The 16,535-nt window shown below is 64.5% G+C and carries 9 protein-coding genes; 7 read left to right on the forward strand and 2 right to left on the reverse strand.

Annotated elements, in window-relative coordinates; translation table 11 throughout:
* Positions 1–8: 8 nt before the first annotated feature.
* Positions 9–1,040: a saccharopine dehydrogenase family protein gene (locus tag VSR71_RS27195; RefSeq protein ID WP_342916871.1), complete on the forward strand. Its 1,032-nt coding sequence runs from the start codon at positions 9–11 to the stop codon at positions 1,038–1,040.
* 81 nt (positions 1,041–1,121) lie between these two features.
* Entirely contained in the window at positions 1,122–2,075 is a 954-nt protein-coding gene (locus tag VSR71_RS27200; RefSeq protein ID WP_342916872.1) for an alpha/beta hydrolase, read from the forward strand.
* Between the two features lie 217 nt (positions 2,076–2,292).
* On the opposite strand, the gene VSR71_RS27205 is transcribed toward VSR71_RS27200, so the two are convergent.
* Positions 2,293–2,772, reverse strand: a complete 480-nt coding sequence (locus VSR71_RS27205) for a LysR substrate-binding domain-containing protein (protein WP_428979466.1) — start codon at positions 2,770–2,772, stop codon at positions 2,293–2,295.
* A 97-nt stretch (positions 2,773–2,869) separates the two neighbouring features.
* Between VSR71_RS27205 and VSR71_RS27210 the strand changes: the two genes are divergently transcribed.
* The 3 genes from VSR71_RS27210 to VSR71_RS27220 are packed head-to-tail and all read left to right on the forward strand — an operon-like array spanning position 2,870 to position 8,757.
* Entirely contained in the window at positions 2,870–6,298 is a 3,429-nt protein-coding gene (locus tag VSR71_RS27210) for a molybdopterin-dependent oxidoreductase (RefSeq protein ID WP_342916873.1), read from the forward strand.
* Positions 6,299–6,332: 34 nt separating this feature from the next.
* Complete coding sequence (locus VSR71_RS27215; RefSeq protein ID WP_342916874.1) at positions 6,333–7,277, forward strand: ornithine cyclodeaminase family protein; 945 nt, start codon at positions 6,333–6,335, stop codon at positions 7,275–7,277.
* Positions 7,278–7,308: 31 nt separating this feature from the next.
* Positions 7,309–8,757, forward strand: coding sequence for a short-chain fatty acid transporter (locus VSR71_RS27220; protein WP_342916906.1), 1,449 nt, complete (start codon positions 7,309–7,311; stop codon positions 8,755–8,757).
* Positions 8,758–9,037: 280 nt separating this feature from the next.
* Here VSR71_RS27220 and VSR71_RS27225 read toward each other — a convergent pair whose 3' ends face one another.
* Entirely contained in the window at positions 9,038–14,266 is a 5,229-nt protein-coding gene (locus VSR71_RS27225; RefSeq protein ID WP_342916875.1) for a trifunctional serine/threonine-protein kinase/ATP-binding protein/sensor histidine kinase, read from the reverse strand.
* A gap of 400 nt (positions 14,267–14,666) precedes the next feature.
* Here VSR71_RS27225 and VSR71_RS27230 point away from each other — a divergent pair, with 400 nt between their 5' ends.
* Positions 14,667–14,795: a hypothetical protein gene (locus tag VSR71_RS27230; RefSeq protein WP_342916876.1), complete on the forward strand. Its 129-nt coding sequence runs from the start codon at positions 14,667–14,669 to the stop codon at positions 14,793–14,795.
* A 487-nt stretch (positions 14,796–15,282) separates the two neighbouring features.
* On the forward strand, positions 15,283–16,416 hold the full coding sequence (locus VSR71_RS27235; protein ID WP_342916877.1) for an aromatic ring-hydroxylating dioxygenase subunit alpha: 1,134 nt from the start codon (positions 15,283–15,285) through the stop codon (positions 16,414–16,416).
* The last annotated feature ends 119 nt before the right edge of the window (positions 16,417–16,535 follow it).

Genomic DNA, 16,535 nt, shown 5'->3' on the forward strand with positions numbered 1-16,535 from the left:
GAAGATTGATGATCTACGGCGCATACGGCTACACGGGCGAACTGATCGTGCGCGAAGCCGTGCGCCAAGGCTTGCAGCCAATCATTGCGGGGAGAGACAGCAAGAAGCTCAAACCGTTGGCGGAAGCGCTAGGCGTTGAGATGAGGGCCTTCGAGGTTGCCAGAACAGAAGGAAACCTCAAAGACGTCACCGTCGTCCTGAACTGCGCAGGGCCGTTCTCCACGACCGCCAGCGCCTTCGTCGACGCCTGCATCGATGCGCATGTGCATTACGTGGACATTAGCGGTGAAATCCCGGTCTTCCAACTCTGTCATGCCCAGGATGCGCGTGCGGCTGCCGCGGGCATCGTGCTCTGCCCCGGCGCGGGCTTCGATATCGTGCCCACCGACAGTCTCGCCGCAGCGTTGAAGGCGCGCATGCCCGATGCCTCACGGATCGACCTTGCGTTTTCTTTCGGGACGAAGCCGAGTATCGGCACCGCGAGAACGATCCTGGAGTCCGCGGCAAGCGGCGGGCTCATCCGACGAAATCACCGCCTCGTTTCCGTGCCTAATGCCTATCGCATTCGACGCATCCCGTTTCCCGGTGGCACGCGCTGGGGCGTATCGATCCCGTGGGGCGACGTATTTACCGCCGGCGTATCGACCGGCGTGCCGGACGGTCTCGTGTATTGCGCACTGCCGCTGACGCTCGGGTTGCCGATGCGGCTCACCAATTTCATGCGGCGGTTCTTTGCCGTCCCTTTCGTATCGAACGCGCTTTACCGGCTGGCAGAGCGGTTCTTTGCTGGTGGCCCGGATGCCGATGCACGCGTCGCCGAGCGAACAGAGTTCTGGGCCCAGGCAACGAATGTCCACGGGCAGGCCATCACGATGAAGATGTCGGCGCCCAACGTCTACGCGATGACGGCGGACACGGCCTTGGCCATCGCCCAGCGCTGCCTGACCAATCCTGGACCGGGAGGTTACAGGACGCCGTCGATGCTGATGGGCAGTGCCTTCATTCTCGAGCGCTCGGGCTATGAGGTGTCGTACGCCTGAGAGTCGAGCTAGCGCATCCCTCACTGCATGACCACGCGCTGGCTTTAGCGCGCCGCGATCCTGAACAGAAATCGACCGAAAATGAAGACTTATTCGCAGCAGCAACATTGGCGAGACATTCAAGGCTTCCTTCCCGCCGAGTATCAAATTCAACCGGGACAAGAGCCGCAGGAGGAATGGTGGTCCTGGGGACCGCATCGCATCCACCTCGATTGCTATCGCAATGCCACCGCGCCGGTAAAGGTCATTCTCTTCCATGGCGTCGGCACAAATGGTCGCCAGATGTCGACCATCCTGGGTGCCCCGCTTGCACGCAAAGGCTTCGAGACGATTGCCATCGACATGCCAGAGTACGGGTTGACGCAGGTGGGTCGCGGCCGGCCGGTACGGTATGACGACTGGGTACAGGCCGGTAGCGATCTCATCGATGTAGAGCTGGCAAAGGACGACCGTCCTATTGTCCTCTATGGACTGAGCGCTGGAGGTATGGAAACGTATCATGTTGCCGCCCGGAACAGAAAGGTCAAAGGCATCGTCGGCATGACTTTTCTGGATCAACGGGAGCAACAAGTTCGCGACGAAACCGCGTACAACCTGTTCATGAGCCGCGTTGGCGGCCCGCTCGCGGCGCTGGTAGCGCAGACGCCGTTCGCCGGTCTGCGAATACCCATGGCCGCCGCGAGCAAGATGTACACGCTGGTCAATGACAAGGCCATGCTGAACGCTTGCCTGGCGGACAAAACTTCTGCGGGGAAGTGGGTAACCATGAGCTTTCTGTCCAGTTACACGGGTTATCAGCCGGCAGTCGAGCCAGAGGATTTTGATGTCTGCCCGATTCTGCTGACGCAACCCGCGCAAGATCGCTGGACGCCTCTGCACCTGAGTGAGTTATTCCTGAGGCGAGTCAGGCGCGTACCGGTGAAAGTGACCATGCTCAAAAATGCCGGCCACTATCCGCTGGAACAGCCCGGACTGAATCAGATGGTCACCGCCATTCATGATTTCTACCTTGATGTGACGCGCCCTCATGCTTGAAACAAGCCTCAAAGTACCACCGATACCGAATGTCCTTACTTGTCCGGAACTTGCAGTTGACCATCGCGCGATTTGAACGGCGGCTCAGGGTCGGAAATCGTCATCCCGGCCTCGCCGTCTGGATGGCGCACCAATCCGCAAGAAAGCGACTCGAAGGGCAAGTGAATCTGATCGCGATGATTGACCACCACAGTAGATCGGTGGCGAAGTAAAGGCGCTAGCGTAGCGTTTCCCTCAGCGCAACCCGCAAGAATTCCCGCAAGCTTTGCGTCTGCGGGTCTGCCCCGGCGTCGAGCCGCCAGATCAATCCGACGTCCATGGACGGCACCCTGTCAGAGAGACCGCGCCGCAGGATGCGCTGCCCTTCCAGCGACCAGGGTCGATAAACGAGATCGGACAGGATAGATACGCCGCGCCCCGACGCCACCAGACTGCGCACGGCCTCGATCGAACAGCTTTGTAGGCGCACGTTTGGCGAGAGCCCGTACTGCCCCCAGTACTTGATCACTGTGGCGATATGCTCATCCATGTCGAGCAGGATATAGTCGTGCCGCGCCACGTCGGACAGGCTGATCTCTTCCTGCTGCATCAGCGGATGGTCCGGATGTCCCCAGAGCTGACGCGCCGAGCGCAGCAGCGTTTCGCAGCCGACGTGCTGCATCTCAGGCAGGTTGGAAACCAGCAGTGTCGGCAGCATCGATTTGTCCGATATTGCAATGTCAAAACTATGAATTAGCTATAACGCTCCATGCTAGCTAGCATCCAGCTCGAAGACAAGTTGCTGGGATCTGGCGATGAGCGAAGTGGAAAAGAAGGGGTTTTGCACGTTGTGCCGTTCGCGTTGCGGCACGGTTAACGTCGTCGACGGCGAGACGCTGGTCGCGGTCCGCCCGGACAGCGACCACCCCACGGGCAAGGCGATGTGCCTGAAGGGCAAGGCTGCCCCGGAACTGGTGCACAGCGCCGATCGGGTTCTGTACCCCATGCGCAGGACCAATCCGAAAGGGACGGACGATCCGGGCTGGGTGCGCATTTCCTGGGACGAGGCGCTCGATGAGATCGCCGCGCGCCTGCTGCGCACGCGCGCCACGCGCGGCGCCGAGTCCGTCGCGTTCGCGGTGACGACGCCCAGCGGCACGCCGCTGTCGGACAGCATCGACTGGATCGAGCGCTTTGTCCGCCTCTATGGCAGCCCGAACATCTGCTACGCCACCGAGATCTGCAACTGGCACAAGGACTTCGCGCACGCCTTCACCTTCGGCTGCGGCATGCCGACGGCGGACTACCGCAATGCCGAACTGATCTTGCTGTGGGGCCACAACCCGACCAATACGTGGCTGTCGCAGGCAGAGGCGATCGGCGCCGGGCGGGCACGCGGCGCCCGGCTCATCGTGGTGGACCCGCGACAGACGGCCTTGGCGGACGACGCCGACCAGTGGCTGCGCGTCAAGCCCGGCAGCGATGCCGCGCTGGCCATGGCGCTGGCCAACGTGCTGATCGAGGCCAACGCGTTCGATATCGATTTTGTCAGGCGCTGGACCAATGGCCCGTTGCTCGTGCGCCAGGACAACGGTGCCTTCCTGCGCGGGCACGACATCGGCCTGGCCGATGCGGACAGCCTGCTGGTCTGGGACACGCGCCAGCGCATGGCGGTGCCGGCCGGCAAGGCCGTCGATGACGCGGAGCACATCGCGCTGCGCGGCACCTTTGCCATCTCGCTAAGCGGCGGCGGCGAAAGGGAATCCCTGCTGTGCCAGCCGGCCTTCGATTTGTATGCGGCGGAGTGCGCACGCTATCCGGTCGAGCGCGCGGCCGCGCTGACGTGGATCGCGGAGGGCGATATCCGGCGTGCGGCGAGCCTGATCGGCGCGGCTGGCCGCATCGCGTATCACGCCTGGTCCGGCGTCGGCCAGCATGAGAACGCCACGCAGACGGAGCGCGCCATTGCCTGCCTGTATGCGTTGACGGGCAGCTTCGACCGCCGCGGCGGCAACCGCGTCTATCGCAAGCCGCCGTTCAACGCGGTAAGCCGGTTTGACCTGCTGAGCCCGGATCAGGCGCGCAAGGCGCTGGGGCTGGATTCGCGTCCGCTCGGTCCGCCGGCGCAAGGCTGGGTCACGGCACCGGACCTCTACCGCGCGATCACGGACAAGGCCCCTTATGCGGTTACGTCGCTGATTGCGTTCGGGACCAATGTGCTGTTGTCGCAGCCCGATGTTGCCAACGGAGAGCAGGCCCTGCGCGAACTGGAGTTCTACGTGCATTGCGACCTGTTCGAGAACCCGAGCGCCAGGTACGCGGACATCCTGCTGCCGGTGAACACACCCTGGGAACGCGAAGGCCTGCGAATCGGCTTCGAGGTGTCCGCCGTGGCCGAGCAGCTCGTGCAGTTGCGCCAGCGCATGGTCGCGCCGCGCGGCGAAACCCGCTCTGACAACGACATCGTGTTCGCACTGGCCGCGCGCATGGGGCTCGGCGAGGCCTTCTTCGGCGGCAGCCTCGAAGCCGGCTGGAACCACATGCTGGCGCCGATGGGGCTGACCGTGGCGGGGCTGCGTGACGCCCCGGAAGGGATTCGCGTGCCGGTCGAGGACGTGGAGATGAAGTACGCCGCCGGCACCGACGATCGGCCTTTCAATACGCCGACCGGGCTGGTCGAGCTCTACTCCGAGCGCCTGCTCCGGCATGGCTACCCGCCGCTGCCCGGCCTGCCGGAATCGGCACGGAACGATGCAGCACAGGCGAGCGGATCGTTTCCCTATCTGATGACGTCGGCGAAGAACGGCTACTACTGCCACAGCCAGCAGCGCGCCGTGGCGTCCTTGCGTCGCAAGGCATTGCTGCCGCAGCTCGATATTTCCGGCGAGATTGCCGCGGCCAGGAGTATCCGCACGGGAGATCCCGTCCGGGTGTCGACGCCGGCCGGCAGCGCGCGATTTACCGCGCGCGTCCAGCCGGGGCTGCATCCCGCCGTGTTGGTTGGCGAGTATGGATGGTGGCAAGGGTGCGATGCCATGGGTCAGCAGCCCACCGCCGCGCTTGGCACGGACAGCGCGAACTTCAACGCGCTGATCGATGCAACCCGCCAGGATCCGGTCAGCGGCTCCTCGCCGCTGCGATCCTGCCGCTGCAACGTGGAACGCGACGCTGCGTTCGATATAAGGCGCAGGCGCTGGGAGGGATATCGCCCGTTTCGCATCGTCGCGCTGCGCAAGGAAGCCGATGATGTAACCGCGGTACACATGGCGCCTGCCGACGGTGGCCGACTGCCGGACTACCTGCCAGGCCAGCACGCAACCATCAGGTTCTTTGTCGGCACCGGCAAGCTGGAGGCGGTCCGCTCCTATTCGCTGACCGGACCCGCGGCCGTCACGGACCGCCGCAACTATGCGATCGCCGTGCGGCACGCGAGGACCCGGCTCGCCAGCGGCGAGGTGGTATCCGGCGTCGCCTCGTCCTTCATCAACACGCAACTGGCGGTCGGCGACACCATCGAGTTGCGCGCGCCCGCTGGCACATTCGTCATGCCGACGCGTACGGCAAGACCGCTGGTCCTGCTGGCCGGCGGCATCGGCATCACGCCATTCATCAGCCTGCTGGAATCGCTCGTCGATCAACAGGAGCCGCCCCGAATACTGCTGCTGTATGCGAACCAGAACGGCACCACGCATGCCTTCAGGGACCGGCTGCGCGAACTAAAAGGACTGATCCCTGCGCTCACGGTGATCAATTTCTATGACGCTCCCGCGGATGGCGACATCCTCGGCAGCGACTTCCAGGTGCAAGGGCGCGTCTCTGCGGCGGCCGTGCCGGATGCGCTGCTGGCCTCGCGCCCGCTGGTCTACATGTGCGGGCCTGACGCCATGATGAAGGCGTTTGCCGCCGGGCTGGCCGCGAGGGGCCTGCCGCGCTTCGATATCCAGAAGGAGATCTTCCGCTCGCCGGCGGCGCCGCGGATCGAGGCCGGTCAGGCCTTCCAGGTACGGTTCCGCAGGTCTGACATCACTCTTTCGTGGCGCCCCGAACATGGTCCCCTGCTCGGCTTCGCCGAAGCACTGGGCATTCGGCTGCCTAGCGGCTGCCGCGTCGGCCAGTGCGAGAGCTGTGCCGTCCGGGTCGTATCCGGGACCGTACACCACTTGCATGGCGAGGCGCCCGATGACCCCGGCGTATGCCTGGCGTGCCAGGCGGTGCCTGCAAGCGACCTTGTCATTGACGCATGAATCGCCATACCCATTCCTCTGAAGAGCTATCTCCATGCTGAACATCGACGCGCCCACCACGCGGGCGTCCCTGCCGTTCGACCGCCTTGTCACAGTCCTGAAGGACGCCTTCGCGTCTGGTTGCGAGGTGCCGCTGCGGCACAACCATATGGTCACCGTTGCGCCGGGCGAGCCGGGCACGCTGTTGCTGATGCCGGCGTGGAATGCGGCGAGCGGATACATGGGTGTGAAGACCGTGTGCGTTTATCCCGGTAACCACCGGCGCAAGCTGCCGGGACTTTACTCCACCTACATCCTGTACCGTGCGGAGACAGGCAAGCCGCTGGCGTTGATCGACGGCAATGAAATTACTTCCCGGCGGACAGCCGCGGCGTCGGCGCTCGCTGCCTGCTTCCTGAGCCGCAAAGATGCCACTTCGATGCTGGTGCTGGGCGCCGGCCGCGTGGCCAGCCTGCTTCCCTATGCCTATCGCACCGTGCGCCCAATCCGGCGCGTCGGCGTGTGGGATATCAACGCGGACCAGGCCCATCGGCTGGCTGCACACCTGTGCGCCGATGGCTTCGATGCCCATGTGGTCGACCGGCTCGATGCCGAAACCTGTGCGGTCGATATCGTCAGCGCGGCAACGCTGTCCGCCGAGCCGCTGATCCGGAGGGAATATCTCCGCCCCGGCACCCACGTCGACCTGATCGGTGGCTTCACGCCTGCCATGCGGGAGGCCGATGACGCGTGCTTCGACGGCACCTCGGTGTTTGTCGATACGGACGAAGCCGTTTGCAAGGCCGGCGACCTGCTGTCTCCCATCGCCAACGGCGTGATCGCCCGCGAAGACATCCGCAGCGACCTGGCCGGCCTGTGCCGGGCCGGGCATGCGGGCCGGTGCTCGGCGCAGGAGATTACGGTGTTCAAGGCGGTGGGGACCGCGCTGGAAGACCTGGCCGCGGCCGCCATGTGTTTTGAGGCCGTAGCGAACCATTAGAACGATGAAGGAAACTGCCAAGGAGATCAGCATGAAAGAGACGACAAGCATGGAATTCGCGGATGCCGGGAAGCGACAGCAAGGCGGGCTGGAACGCCTGGCGATACGGATGACCGACTGGTCCGAGCGGTGGTTCCCGGACTCGTATGTGTTCGCGGCCATCGCCGTCGTGGTGGTGGCGTTGGGCGCCATGACGGTGGGCGCGCCAGCGCCGGCCGTGGCGAAGGCCTTTGGCGACGGCTTCTGGAGCCTGATCCCTTTCACCATGCAGATGGCCGTGGGCGCAATCGCCGGCTACGTGGTGGCGGTGTCGCCGCCGGCAGCCATGCTGATCGACCGCCTCGCAGCCTTGCCGCGCACAGCGCGCGGCGCCGTGGCCTTCGTGGCACTCGTGAGCCTGTCGACGTCGCTGCTCAACTGGGCGATCAGCCTGATCTTCAGTGGCTTGCTGGTACGCGCCGTCGCCAGGCGCCGCGGCTTGCGTGTCGACTACAGGGCAGCCAGCGCGGCAGCCTACCTCGGATTGGGGGCAACCTGGGCACTGGGGCTCAGTTCCTCCGCCGCGCAACTACAGGCCAATCCCGCCAGCCTGCCCAAATCGTTGCTGGATATCACCGGGGTCATCCCGTTCTCCGATACGATCTTTCTTTGGCAATCAATGGCGATGACCGCCGTGCTGATCGTCGTGTCCCTGGCGGTGGCGTACTTCTCGGCCCCTACCGAGGCGCGTGCCCGCACGGCGGCCGATATGGGGGTTGACCTGAACGACACCGCTGACGTTGTCGCGCGGCCATCCCGGCCGGGCGAATGGCTGGAGTACAGTCCGATCCTGACGTTGGCTCTGGTCGCCATGGGCGCGAGCTGGCTTTACCAGGAGTTTTCCGCCAAAAATCCGATTGTTGCCATCTCCAATCTGAATACCTACAACTTCCTGTTCCTGCTGCTCGGCATGCTGCTGAACTGGCGCCCGAAGCGCTTTCTCCGCGCCGTAGCGAAGTCAGTGCCATCCACGGCTGGCGTTCTGATTCAGTTCCCGCTGTACGGCGGCATCGCCTATATCCTGACGAAGCCAACGGGCGTCGACGGCGCCACGCTCTCGCACCATCTGGCGTCGGTCTTTGTTTCGATGGCGACCACCGAGTCGTTCTCGGCGGTCATGGGCGTGTACTCCGCCGTGCTTGGCTTCTTCGTGCCGTCCGGCGGCGGCAAGTGGATCATCGAGGCACCTTACGTGATGCAGGCCGCCAACGAGCTGAAGGTCCACCTTGGGTGGGCAGTGCAGGTCTACAACGCCGCTGAAGCTCTGCCGAACCTGATCAATCCTTTTTGGATGCTGCCATTGCTCGGTGTGCTCGGCATCCGGGCCAAGGACGTGGTCGGCTTCACCTTCACCCAGTTGCTGGTGCATACGCCGCTGGTTCTGTTCATGCTATGGGCTTTCGCCGCGACGCTTTCCTACAATCCTCCGGTGATGCCCTGAGGGCGCTCGGAATTGGCGATTGCCGTGTATGCGCGTGGGGATACCACTTCCACAGATCAGCGATAAGCATTCGATCGCCATTTCCAGGGAGGCCCGCTCGGCGAAGGCAGCTAGCGGCCACGAGCGGTCCTCGGCCCCCAATCGCGCTCGGGCAATTGAATGTCCGCTCCACTCCTGGCAACGGACCACTCAGTTCAGCGTCGTGTCGCGCGGTCTCGCTGAACTGGCACGCGCACATTCGGGTGGCAACCGCGCAAGATGTCCTCCCGCTGCGTGGCTATCACGACGAAACGTCTGGATGGGCTGGCACCGTGAATTGGAAGACCGCGCCACGGGGCACGTTCGCGCTGGCCCACAACCGGCCGCCGTGTGCTTCGATGATCGAACGGCAGATGGACAGCCCCATCCCCAGGCCGGTTGACTTGGTCGTGTAGAAGGGGGCGAAAACGCGCTCGGCGATATCCGGCGCAAGTCCCGGCCCCGAATCGCTCACCGCCACGAGCACGCCGCCCTCCTCCGCTTGCCCGGTACAGATCACCAGTTCCCGCACACCGTCGCTGACACCGCTGGTAGCCTCCATCGCGTTGATAAGCAGGTTGAGAAGGACTTGCTGCAACTGGACGCGGTCTCCCTGAATCACCGGCAATTCGTCCGCCAGCTGTGTCTGCACCGAGGCCTCGTGCTTCCTTGCTTCGCCGCGGGTGAGCTCGATCACCTCGCGGATTGCCTTGTTGAGGTCCAGCGGTTCCTTCCGCGGCGGCGCCTTCTTGACCAGTTCACGGATGCGGCCGACCACGGCACCCGCTCGGATGCCGTCGTCGATGATACGGCCGAGCACCTGCCGAACCTCCTCCACGTCAGGCGGATTGGCGCCAAGCCACCGCAGCGCGGCCTCGGCGTTGGTGACCGTTGCGGCGATCGGCTGGTTGACTTCGTGAGCGATCGAGGCCGTGAGCTGGCCCATCGCGGCGACGCGGTTCGCATGCGCAAGTTCCGTCTGTACCTCGCGATAGCGCCGCTCGCTCTCGCGGACCTTCTCCTCCGCCTGCTTGATCTCGATGATGTTGTCGTCGGCGAGGCGCCGGATCTTCGCTTCGCGTTCGGCGACATCGCGGTACAGGCGGGCATTCTCCAGCGAGACCGCGGCCTGCGAGGCCACCAGCTTCAGCACGGCGATCCGCGCCGGGCTGAACACGCGGGCAGTCAGGTTGTTTTCAAGGTAGAGCGCGCCGGTGAGCCTCGCCTGGTTCATCAGGGGCAGGCAGAGGATGGAGCGGGCGCGATGCTGCCGGATGTACGGGTCTGCGGCAAACGAAGGCTCGGCCGCGGCATCGTCCAGAAAGCTGCTCTCGCGGGTGCGCAGGACATGGTAGAGGATCGACTCCGGCAGCATCGCCGCGTTCACCGGCACGTCGCGCAGCTGCATCCGGGTCGCGTCGCCGCCAGTCGTCGCTTCGGCCGCCACCCGTGGGTCGCCGCCGTCCGACAGAATCAGCAGCCCCCGTTCGGCGCCGGCCTGTTCAATGGCGGTACGCATGATCATGTCGATCAGCTTGTCCAGCACGATGTCGCCCGAGGCGGCCTGCGACACCTTGATCACCGTCGCCAGGTCGAGGTGTTCGACCGGCGCTGCGATCGTGCTGGTCGGGTCGAGTGCGGGCTCCTCGGTCCTCAGGTACGGCGACGTCCGCTCGAGTTGCCACACCTTCCCATCGGCGCCCCAGCGCAGGTAGCCGTAGCGGGCGTCCTGCAGATACACACGCGCGATCTTGTCGAGACCGCGCGCAGCGTAAAAGCGCGACGCGAGTTCGTTGGCGAGCGCCTCGGTGTGGACAAAGCCGCTTTCCTGCGACAGGCGAATCGCCTGCTCGTAAAGCTGCTCCGCATCCCCGGCACGGCCTTCGATCCGTGCGATCTCGGCAGCGACCAGCGCGGTGCGGCTGCCGAAGTTCTCGGGGCAATTCTCCGTCCATGCCTGCAGTTGCGTGTGATGCGCAGCCATCGCATCCAGGTGCTGCGGCCACTCGCCGGCCGGGGCGGTGTCGCACAGCGCGGCATGGGTCAGCGCGGCGAAGAAGTGGTACTCGGCTTCCTCAAAGAACGACGTTGAGGTCCAGAGCAGCTTCTGCGCATTCGACGCGGCCTCCATGGCAACCGCATAGTCGCCGGCAAGATAGCGCGCCTGCAATTTCCTGACCCAGTACCAACACGCGCCGATCGCCAGGCCCGGGTTGCTGGACAGATGCGCTTCGGTGCGACGCTCGTCGAACCGATCGTCGTCAAAGCAGCCGAATTTCCGCGAGAAGCCGCGCAGCATGCGGACCAGCGCAAGTTGCGTGTCGATAAAGTCAACCACCATTCCGAAGCGCATCTTCTCGGCGTACGCCAGGCCGCGCTCGGCTTCGGCCTGTACCTCATGCAGCGTCTCGCCGGCAAAGAGCAGGTCCGAGATGAGGCTGTTGCCGCAGTATGCGCCATACGGAAGGTCGCCGATCCGGTTCGCGGCGGCGAAAGCGCGACGCAGCAGATCGCGGCATGTCCGCACGGGTTTCATCCAGCGCACAACAAAGTTCGAGAAGAACAGAAACGTCCCTGCCTCGAAGCGCCTGAGCCCGCGCCGATCGACGAGTTCGCAGCCGACCCGGCCGAACCGGTATCCGGCCTGGTAATCGCCGAAGCGCTGTCCGGCGACCCTGCCGACATTGGCATAGAGCACGCATGAGGCATCGCAGTTACCCCGCTCTATACTGAAACTGACGGCCTTGCAGATCGTCATGTCTGTCAGGTTCGCATCCGTCTGCACTGCGGGGGCGAAGAGCTTGCTCAGCGCCTCGACGGTTCCAAGGGAGGCCGCGTCCTCCATCAGCGGCAAGTCGACGAGTTCCTCGATTGTCCGGCCCGCAAGCAGCGACCAGATGCGATCGTATTCGCGCCGCACCTCTTCGTCGTTCGGATGGGGAGACCACTCGATGCCGACATGCCGGAGGAAGGCGAGGCAAACATCGACCGCGCGGCCACCCTGGTCGAGGACCAGGCAGACATCCAGTTGCAGGCACGCCACGAGGGAGCGTTCGACCGTTGTCGTCGCGCGGTTGGATAGCTTGGCCAGTCGCTCGTCTGCGGCCGCCACCTGCCCGGTCAGGAATTCGCATTCGGCACGGCCCAGCTCCAGCGCAAAGATCTGCCCATGCCGACGCTCCCAGCAATCGTCGCTCATGAGCTCCGCGCCCTTGGCGAGATAGGTGAGCGCCGAGGCGTAGGCTGTCGATGCCTTGGCGCGCCTGCCGGCCACCAGGTTGGACTCGGCCAGTTGCTCCCGTTCGTCCTGGTCAGTGATCAGCGCTGCGCCGCGATTGAGCTGACCCACTATCTCGAAGATCGCCTCCTCTCGCTTTTCCGGTGGCGTCTGCGCGGCCAGCAGCCGCCCGATCCGCAGATGGGCCCCGGCGCGCGAGTCTACGGGGATCAGCGAATAGGCGGCTTCATGGACCCGGTCGTGAACAAACGCGTAGGCGCCCTCCAGCTTCTCGACCAGTTCCTGGCGGATCCCCTCCCATAACGCCGCGTGGACCTCGGCCTCCGGCATGCCGAGGACGGCCGACAATGCCGAGATCCCGGCGACGTTTCCGAGACAGGCCAGTTGCTGCAAGGCCTGCTGCGTCTCGGCCGGCAGGCGGGTCAGCTTGCCGACCAGCAGGTCCACGACGTTGTCGGTGTACCCCTTGGCATGGATGCGATCGGGCTCCCAGCACCAACGCCCCGCGTCATGATCGAAGGTGAGCAGGTCTTCATCGACGAGTGCGTGCAGGAACTGGATCACGAAGAACGGATTGCCGGCGGTCTTGTCATGCACCAACTGGGCCAGCAGCGCGATGCGCTCCGGTGCGCAGTGAAGCGCCTCCGCGATCAGCTGATTGATGTGGGCACGGGAGAGTGGCGCAAGCTTGATTTCATCGATCTTGACCCCCGCGTTCCGGATGGCCTGAAGCTTGGCCATCAGAGGATGTGTGACATCGACCTCGTTGTCGCGGTAGGCGCCGATCAGCATCAGGTGCCGCAGTTCCGAGCCGGCCAGCAGATCCTCGAGCAGGTCGAGCGTCGCCGCGTCGAGCCACTGCAGATCGTCGAGGAAGAGCGCGAGTGGATGCTCCTCGCGCGCAAATACGCCGATGAAGCGCCGAAACACCAGCAGGAAACGGTGTTGCGCCTGTTGTGGCTCAAGCACGGGGACCGGTGGGGGCTCGCCTATGATGAGCTTCAGCTCAGGAATCAGGTCAGTCATAAGCCGGGCATTGGCTTCCAGCGCCTCCTGCAACGCGTCGCGCCAGCTCGCCAGTTCCGCGTCGCGCTTGCCGAGAAGTGTCTGCACCAGGCCTTGAAACGCCTGCACCAGCGTCGAATAGGGAATGTCGCGCTTGTACTGGTCGAACTTGCCCGATGCAAAAATTCCTCGAGAGGGCACCAGCACCTTGTGCAGCTCATTGACGACCGAGGACTTGCCGATGCCGGAATAGCCGGTAACCAGGACCAGCTCCGGCTCGCTGCTCCTGACAATGCGCGTGAACGAAGCCACCAGCGTGTTGACCTCGTGCTCCCGCCCGTACAGCTTCTCCGGGATCATCAGCCGGTCGGGCATGCCATGCTCGTCGAGAGGGAAGTCATGGACATCGCGCCGGCGCTGCCAGTCGTCCAGGCAGCGCTGCAGGTCATGCTCGACACCCACGGCGGTCTGGTAGCGCTCCTCGGCCGTCTTGGCCAGCAGCTTCATCACGATGTTGGACACCACGGCAGGGACCGTCTCCAGCCGCGCCCTGGGCGGCACGGGCTTCCTCGCAATGTGGCAGTGGACCCACTCCATGGGGTCGGTGGCCGCAAACGGCAGCGCGCCCGTGAGCATTTCGTAGAGCGTGACGCCGAAGGCATAGAGGTCGCTGCGCGAGTCGATCGAGCGGTTCATGCGGCCGGTCTGCTCGGGCGCCATGTAGGCAAGCGTGCCGGCGATGGTCTCGGGTGGTTCGGGCGCCTGCCGCTCGCGCGGCAGCCGCGAGGCCAGGCCGAAGCCGGTGAACCGTACCTGCCCGTCGGCGCAATTTACAAGGATATGGGTGGGCTTGAGATCCTTGTGGACGAGGCCGCGCTGGTGGAGCTTGACCAGCGCCGCGGCGATCCCGACCGCGAGCCGCAGGAATTCCCCGGTTTCCATGGGCACCCCGAGCAGCCAAGCAAGCGGTTCGCCACAGGGGTCCTCGAGCACCAGCAAGAGCCGGCCGCCCTCGCGCACCAGTTCCAGGGGCCGCAACGCCCACGAGCCATCGAGGTCATCCTTCAGGCTGAATTCGTGGGCCAGACGGTCAAAACTGTCGGGCGGGGGGTGCTCCGCGGCAGGCCGTGCAAGCAGGACGTCATGGTCGCCCCTCCCGCCAGCGCGCACCCCTCGACAGAAGACGCGCTCGCCGTCCTCCCACAAGACTTGAAGGCTTGGGCTGTTACCCGTTGGCACTGAAACCATGTGAAGGGCTCATCTTGCATTCTGCTCTAGGCTGCTGCGCTTCGCAGGATAAGAGGAGGCTACATTCATTCGCCACGCCCGGGCAGATGCGCTACACCATGCCGTTTCCGCGGCACGACGCTGCAGCACCAACTTAGAATACACCTCGGCGATCGCGGTGCGATTGGATTGGGCTGGCGCATCCGCGATGAGAGGGCAGCACACGCCACGCTAGCCGTGTCGGCACGGGCCGGGCGCGCCACCAAAGCCGCACCCGAAGAGACGGTTGGATCAAGTTACCGCGAGCTGCTGCGTCGAATCCCACGCGCGCCGAGTCCCGCCCACGGCAAGAATTCAGCGAGCCGGTACGGTAGCCAGCGCCTCGTGTGGCGTTGCCGTACGTTGCGGGGTCTGCGAGACCGTGCAGGATCAGACCCGCATCGAAGAGATCGCCGAGGACGCGTTCGGCGTCTGGGACATCGAGGACAGTACCCGGGTGGAGCGCGTTGCCTTCCCTCTTGCCTTCAATGATGAGACGCCATTTCGCTGAGCAAAATCAGACACGTCAAACACGTACCGGCGGCTTCGGCCGATCAAGAGCCGGAGCGACAGTGGAGGCGGATGACCGCTGGATTCGGATAGCCGCCATCGAGTTGTGGAAGACTCGACCGGCGTAGAAGGGTCGGCTCCTGTCGGCCTGCCTCCGCGTACCCGAGGCAGGCGTCGATCAGGCGCTTGCCGGCCAGTTTCGGCCGTTTCCCGGGGCGGTGGCGCGGACAGTTGAGCGTCAGCTCCATACCAAGCACCGGACGCCCGCCGCCTCAATACCCCGTCGCGTTGTCGGCCATGCCAGCCCCACCAGGATACGGGGTCGATTGGCCGAAGGTGGCCATGACCTTCAGCCTTCCACAATATCAAGCACACCATATAAAGAACGGGATTTCAGTGAGTTCGGCGGACTTCGCGTAAACTGCGCCAGATCCCCGTCAGCTTGTGGCGGCGGTCGAAGCTCCCGTCATGCGAGGAGGGCGTCACGCATGGATGCAGTGCCTTTGCCGGATATCAGCGCCATCGGCCCGCGCGCTAACGCGCCCCTGCCCGACCTGCGCCGTGTGCCCATCCATCCCGATCACTGGTATCCATTGGCCTGGTCAAATGAGGTCAAGCGAGGCAAAGCCCGCGGGGTGCATTTTGCCGGCGATCCGATCGTGCTGGTGCGTACCGAGTCCGGTAGGCTCTTCGCACTGGAAGATCGTTGCGCACACCGGCAGGTGCCGCTGCACGCGGGCGTGGTGGAAGGCGAGTCCATCCGCTGCGGCTATCACGGCTGGACTTATGAGTGCACCGGCCGCTGCGTCGATGTGCCATACCTCGGGCGTGAGCGCCTGCCCAACGGCGTGCGTGCCTATCCCTGCCGCGAGGTGCACGGCCTGATCTTTGTCTTTCCTGGCGATGTGGCGATTGCCAAAGAGCGGCCGCTGCCCGCTCTGCCATCGGTGGCAGACAAGGCGTACAACACGCGTCGCTTTGGCCGCGAGGTCAAGTGCCACTACTCCTTCATGCACGAGAACCTGATGGACATGAACCACCAGTTCCTACACCGGCGGCAGATGGGGCAGATGCGTGCGCGCTCGCTAGGCCGCCGTCGCGGCGAGGACTGGGTGGAAGTGGACTACACGTTCGCGCGCATGGAAGGCAAGCAGCCTGTGGGCGAGGCCTTGGTGTTTGGCGCCAGCAAGAAGAACGGCGATCGGGACAAGGACGTTATGACGGTGCGCACCGGATATCCGTACCAGACCCTCCAGATCCACTCGGGCGACGGCACGTTAGTGATGGACCTGTGGATCGTCTACGTGCCGCTGGATGCGGCGCAGCGCACCAACCGGACGTTTGGCCTGCTTTCCATCCGCAAGCCCGGCATTCCGTTTGCACTGGACCTGGCATGGCCGCTGCTGGTCTGGTTCACAGAACGCATCTTCAAGGAGGACCGCTGGATCGTCGAGCGCGAGCAAGAGGCCCACGACAAGCAGGGGGGCGACTGGAACCACGAGGTATTTCCGGTCATCAACGAGTTGCGAGACCTGCTGCGCAACTGCGGCGGCCGCGCCGTGACCCCGATCCGCGAGGTGGGCGACACGACACGGCCTGACGGCGAGGCCAACGGGGACTAGGGTGTCGAGATGGCGGTTGGATTCTAAGCGGTCACGGTAAAGACGGCGCGCACATCCGCGGGAATCCGTTGAAGGCTGCCTGCCTCAAGCTTCAGCAGAGCAGTTGCGGTGTAAGTCCC

This window comes from Cupriavidus oxalaticus (assembly GCF_038900635.1).
Taxonomy (GTDB): Bacteria; Pseudomonadota; Gammaproteobacteria; order Burkholderiales; family Burkholderiaceae; genus Cupriavidus; species Cupriavidus oxalaticus_B.

Excerpts from the sequence above, each read along its gene's own strand:
- VSR71_RS27195 (WP_342916871.1), top strand. The coding sequence starts at position 9 with ATGATCTACGGCGCATACGGCTACACGGGCGAACTGATCGTGCGCGAA.
- VSR71_RS27200 (WP_342916872.1), top strand. The coding sequence starts at position 1,122 with ATGAAGACTTATTCGCAGCAGCAACATTGGCGAGACATTCAAGGCTTC.
- VSR71_RS27205 (WP_428979466.1), bottom strand. The coding sequence starts at position 2,772 with ATGCTGCCGACACTGCTGGTTTCCAACCTGCCTGAGATGCAGCACGTC.
- VSR71_RS27210 (WP_342916873.1), top strand. The coding sequence starts at position 2,870 with ATGAGCGAAGTGGAAAAGAAGGGGTTTTGCACGTTGTGCCGTTCGCGT.
- VSR71_RS27215 (WP_342916874.1), top strand. The coding sequence starts at position 6,333 with ATGCTGAACATCGACGCGCCCACCACGCGGGCGTCCCTGCCGTTCGAC.
- VSR71_RS27220 (WP_342916906.1), top strand. The coding sequence starts at position 7,309 with ATGAAAGAGACGACAAGCATGGAATTCGCGGATGCCGGGAAGCGACAG.
- VSR71_RS27225 (WP_342916875.1), bottom strand. The coding sequence starts at position 14,266 with ATGGTTTCAGTGCCAACGGGTAACAGCCCAAGCCTTCAAGTCTTGTGG.
- VSR71_RS27235 (WP_342916877.1), top strand. The coding sequence starts at position 15,283 with ATGGATGCAGTGCCTTTGCCGGATATCAGCGCCATCGGCCCGCGCGCT.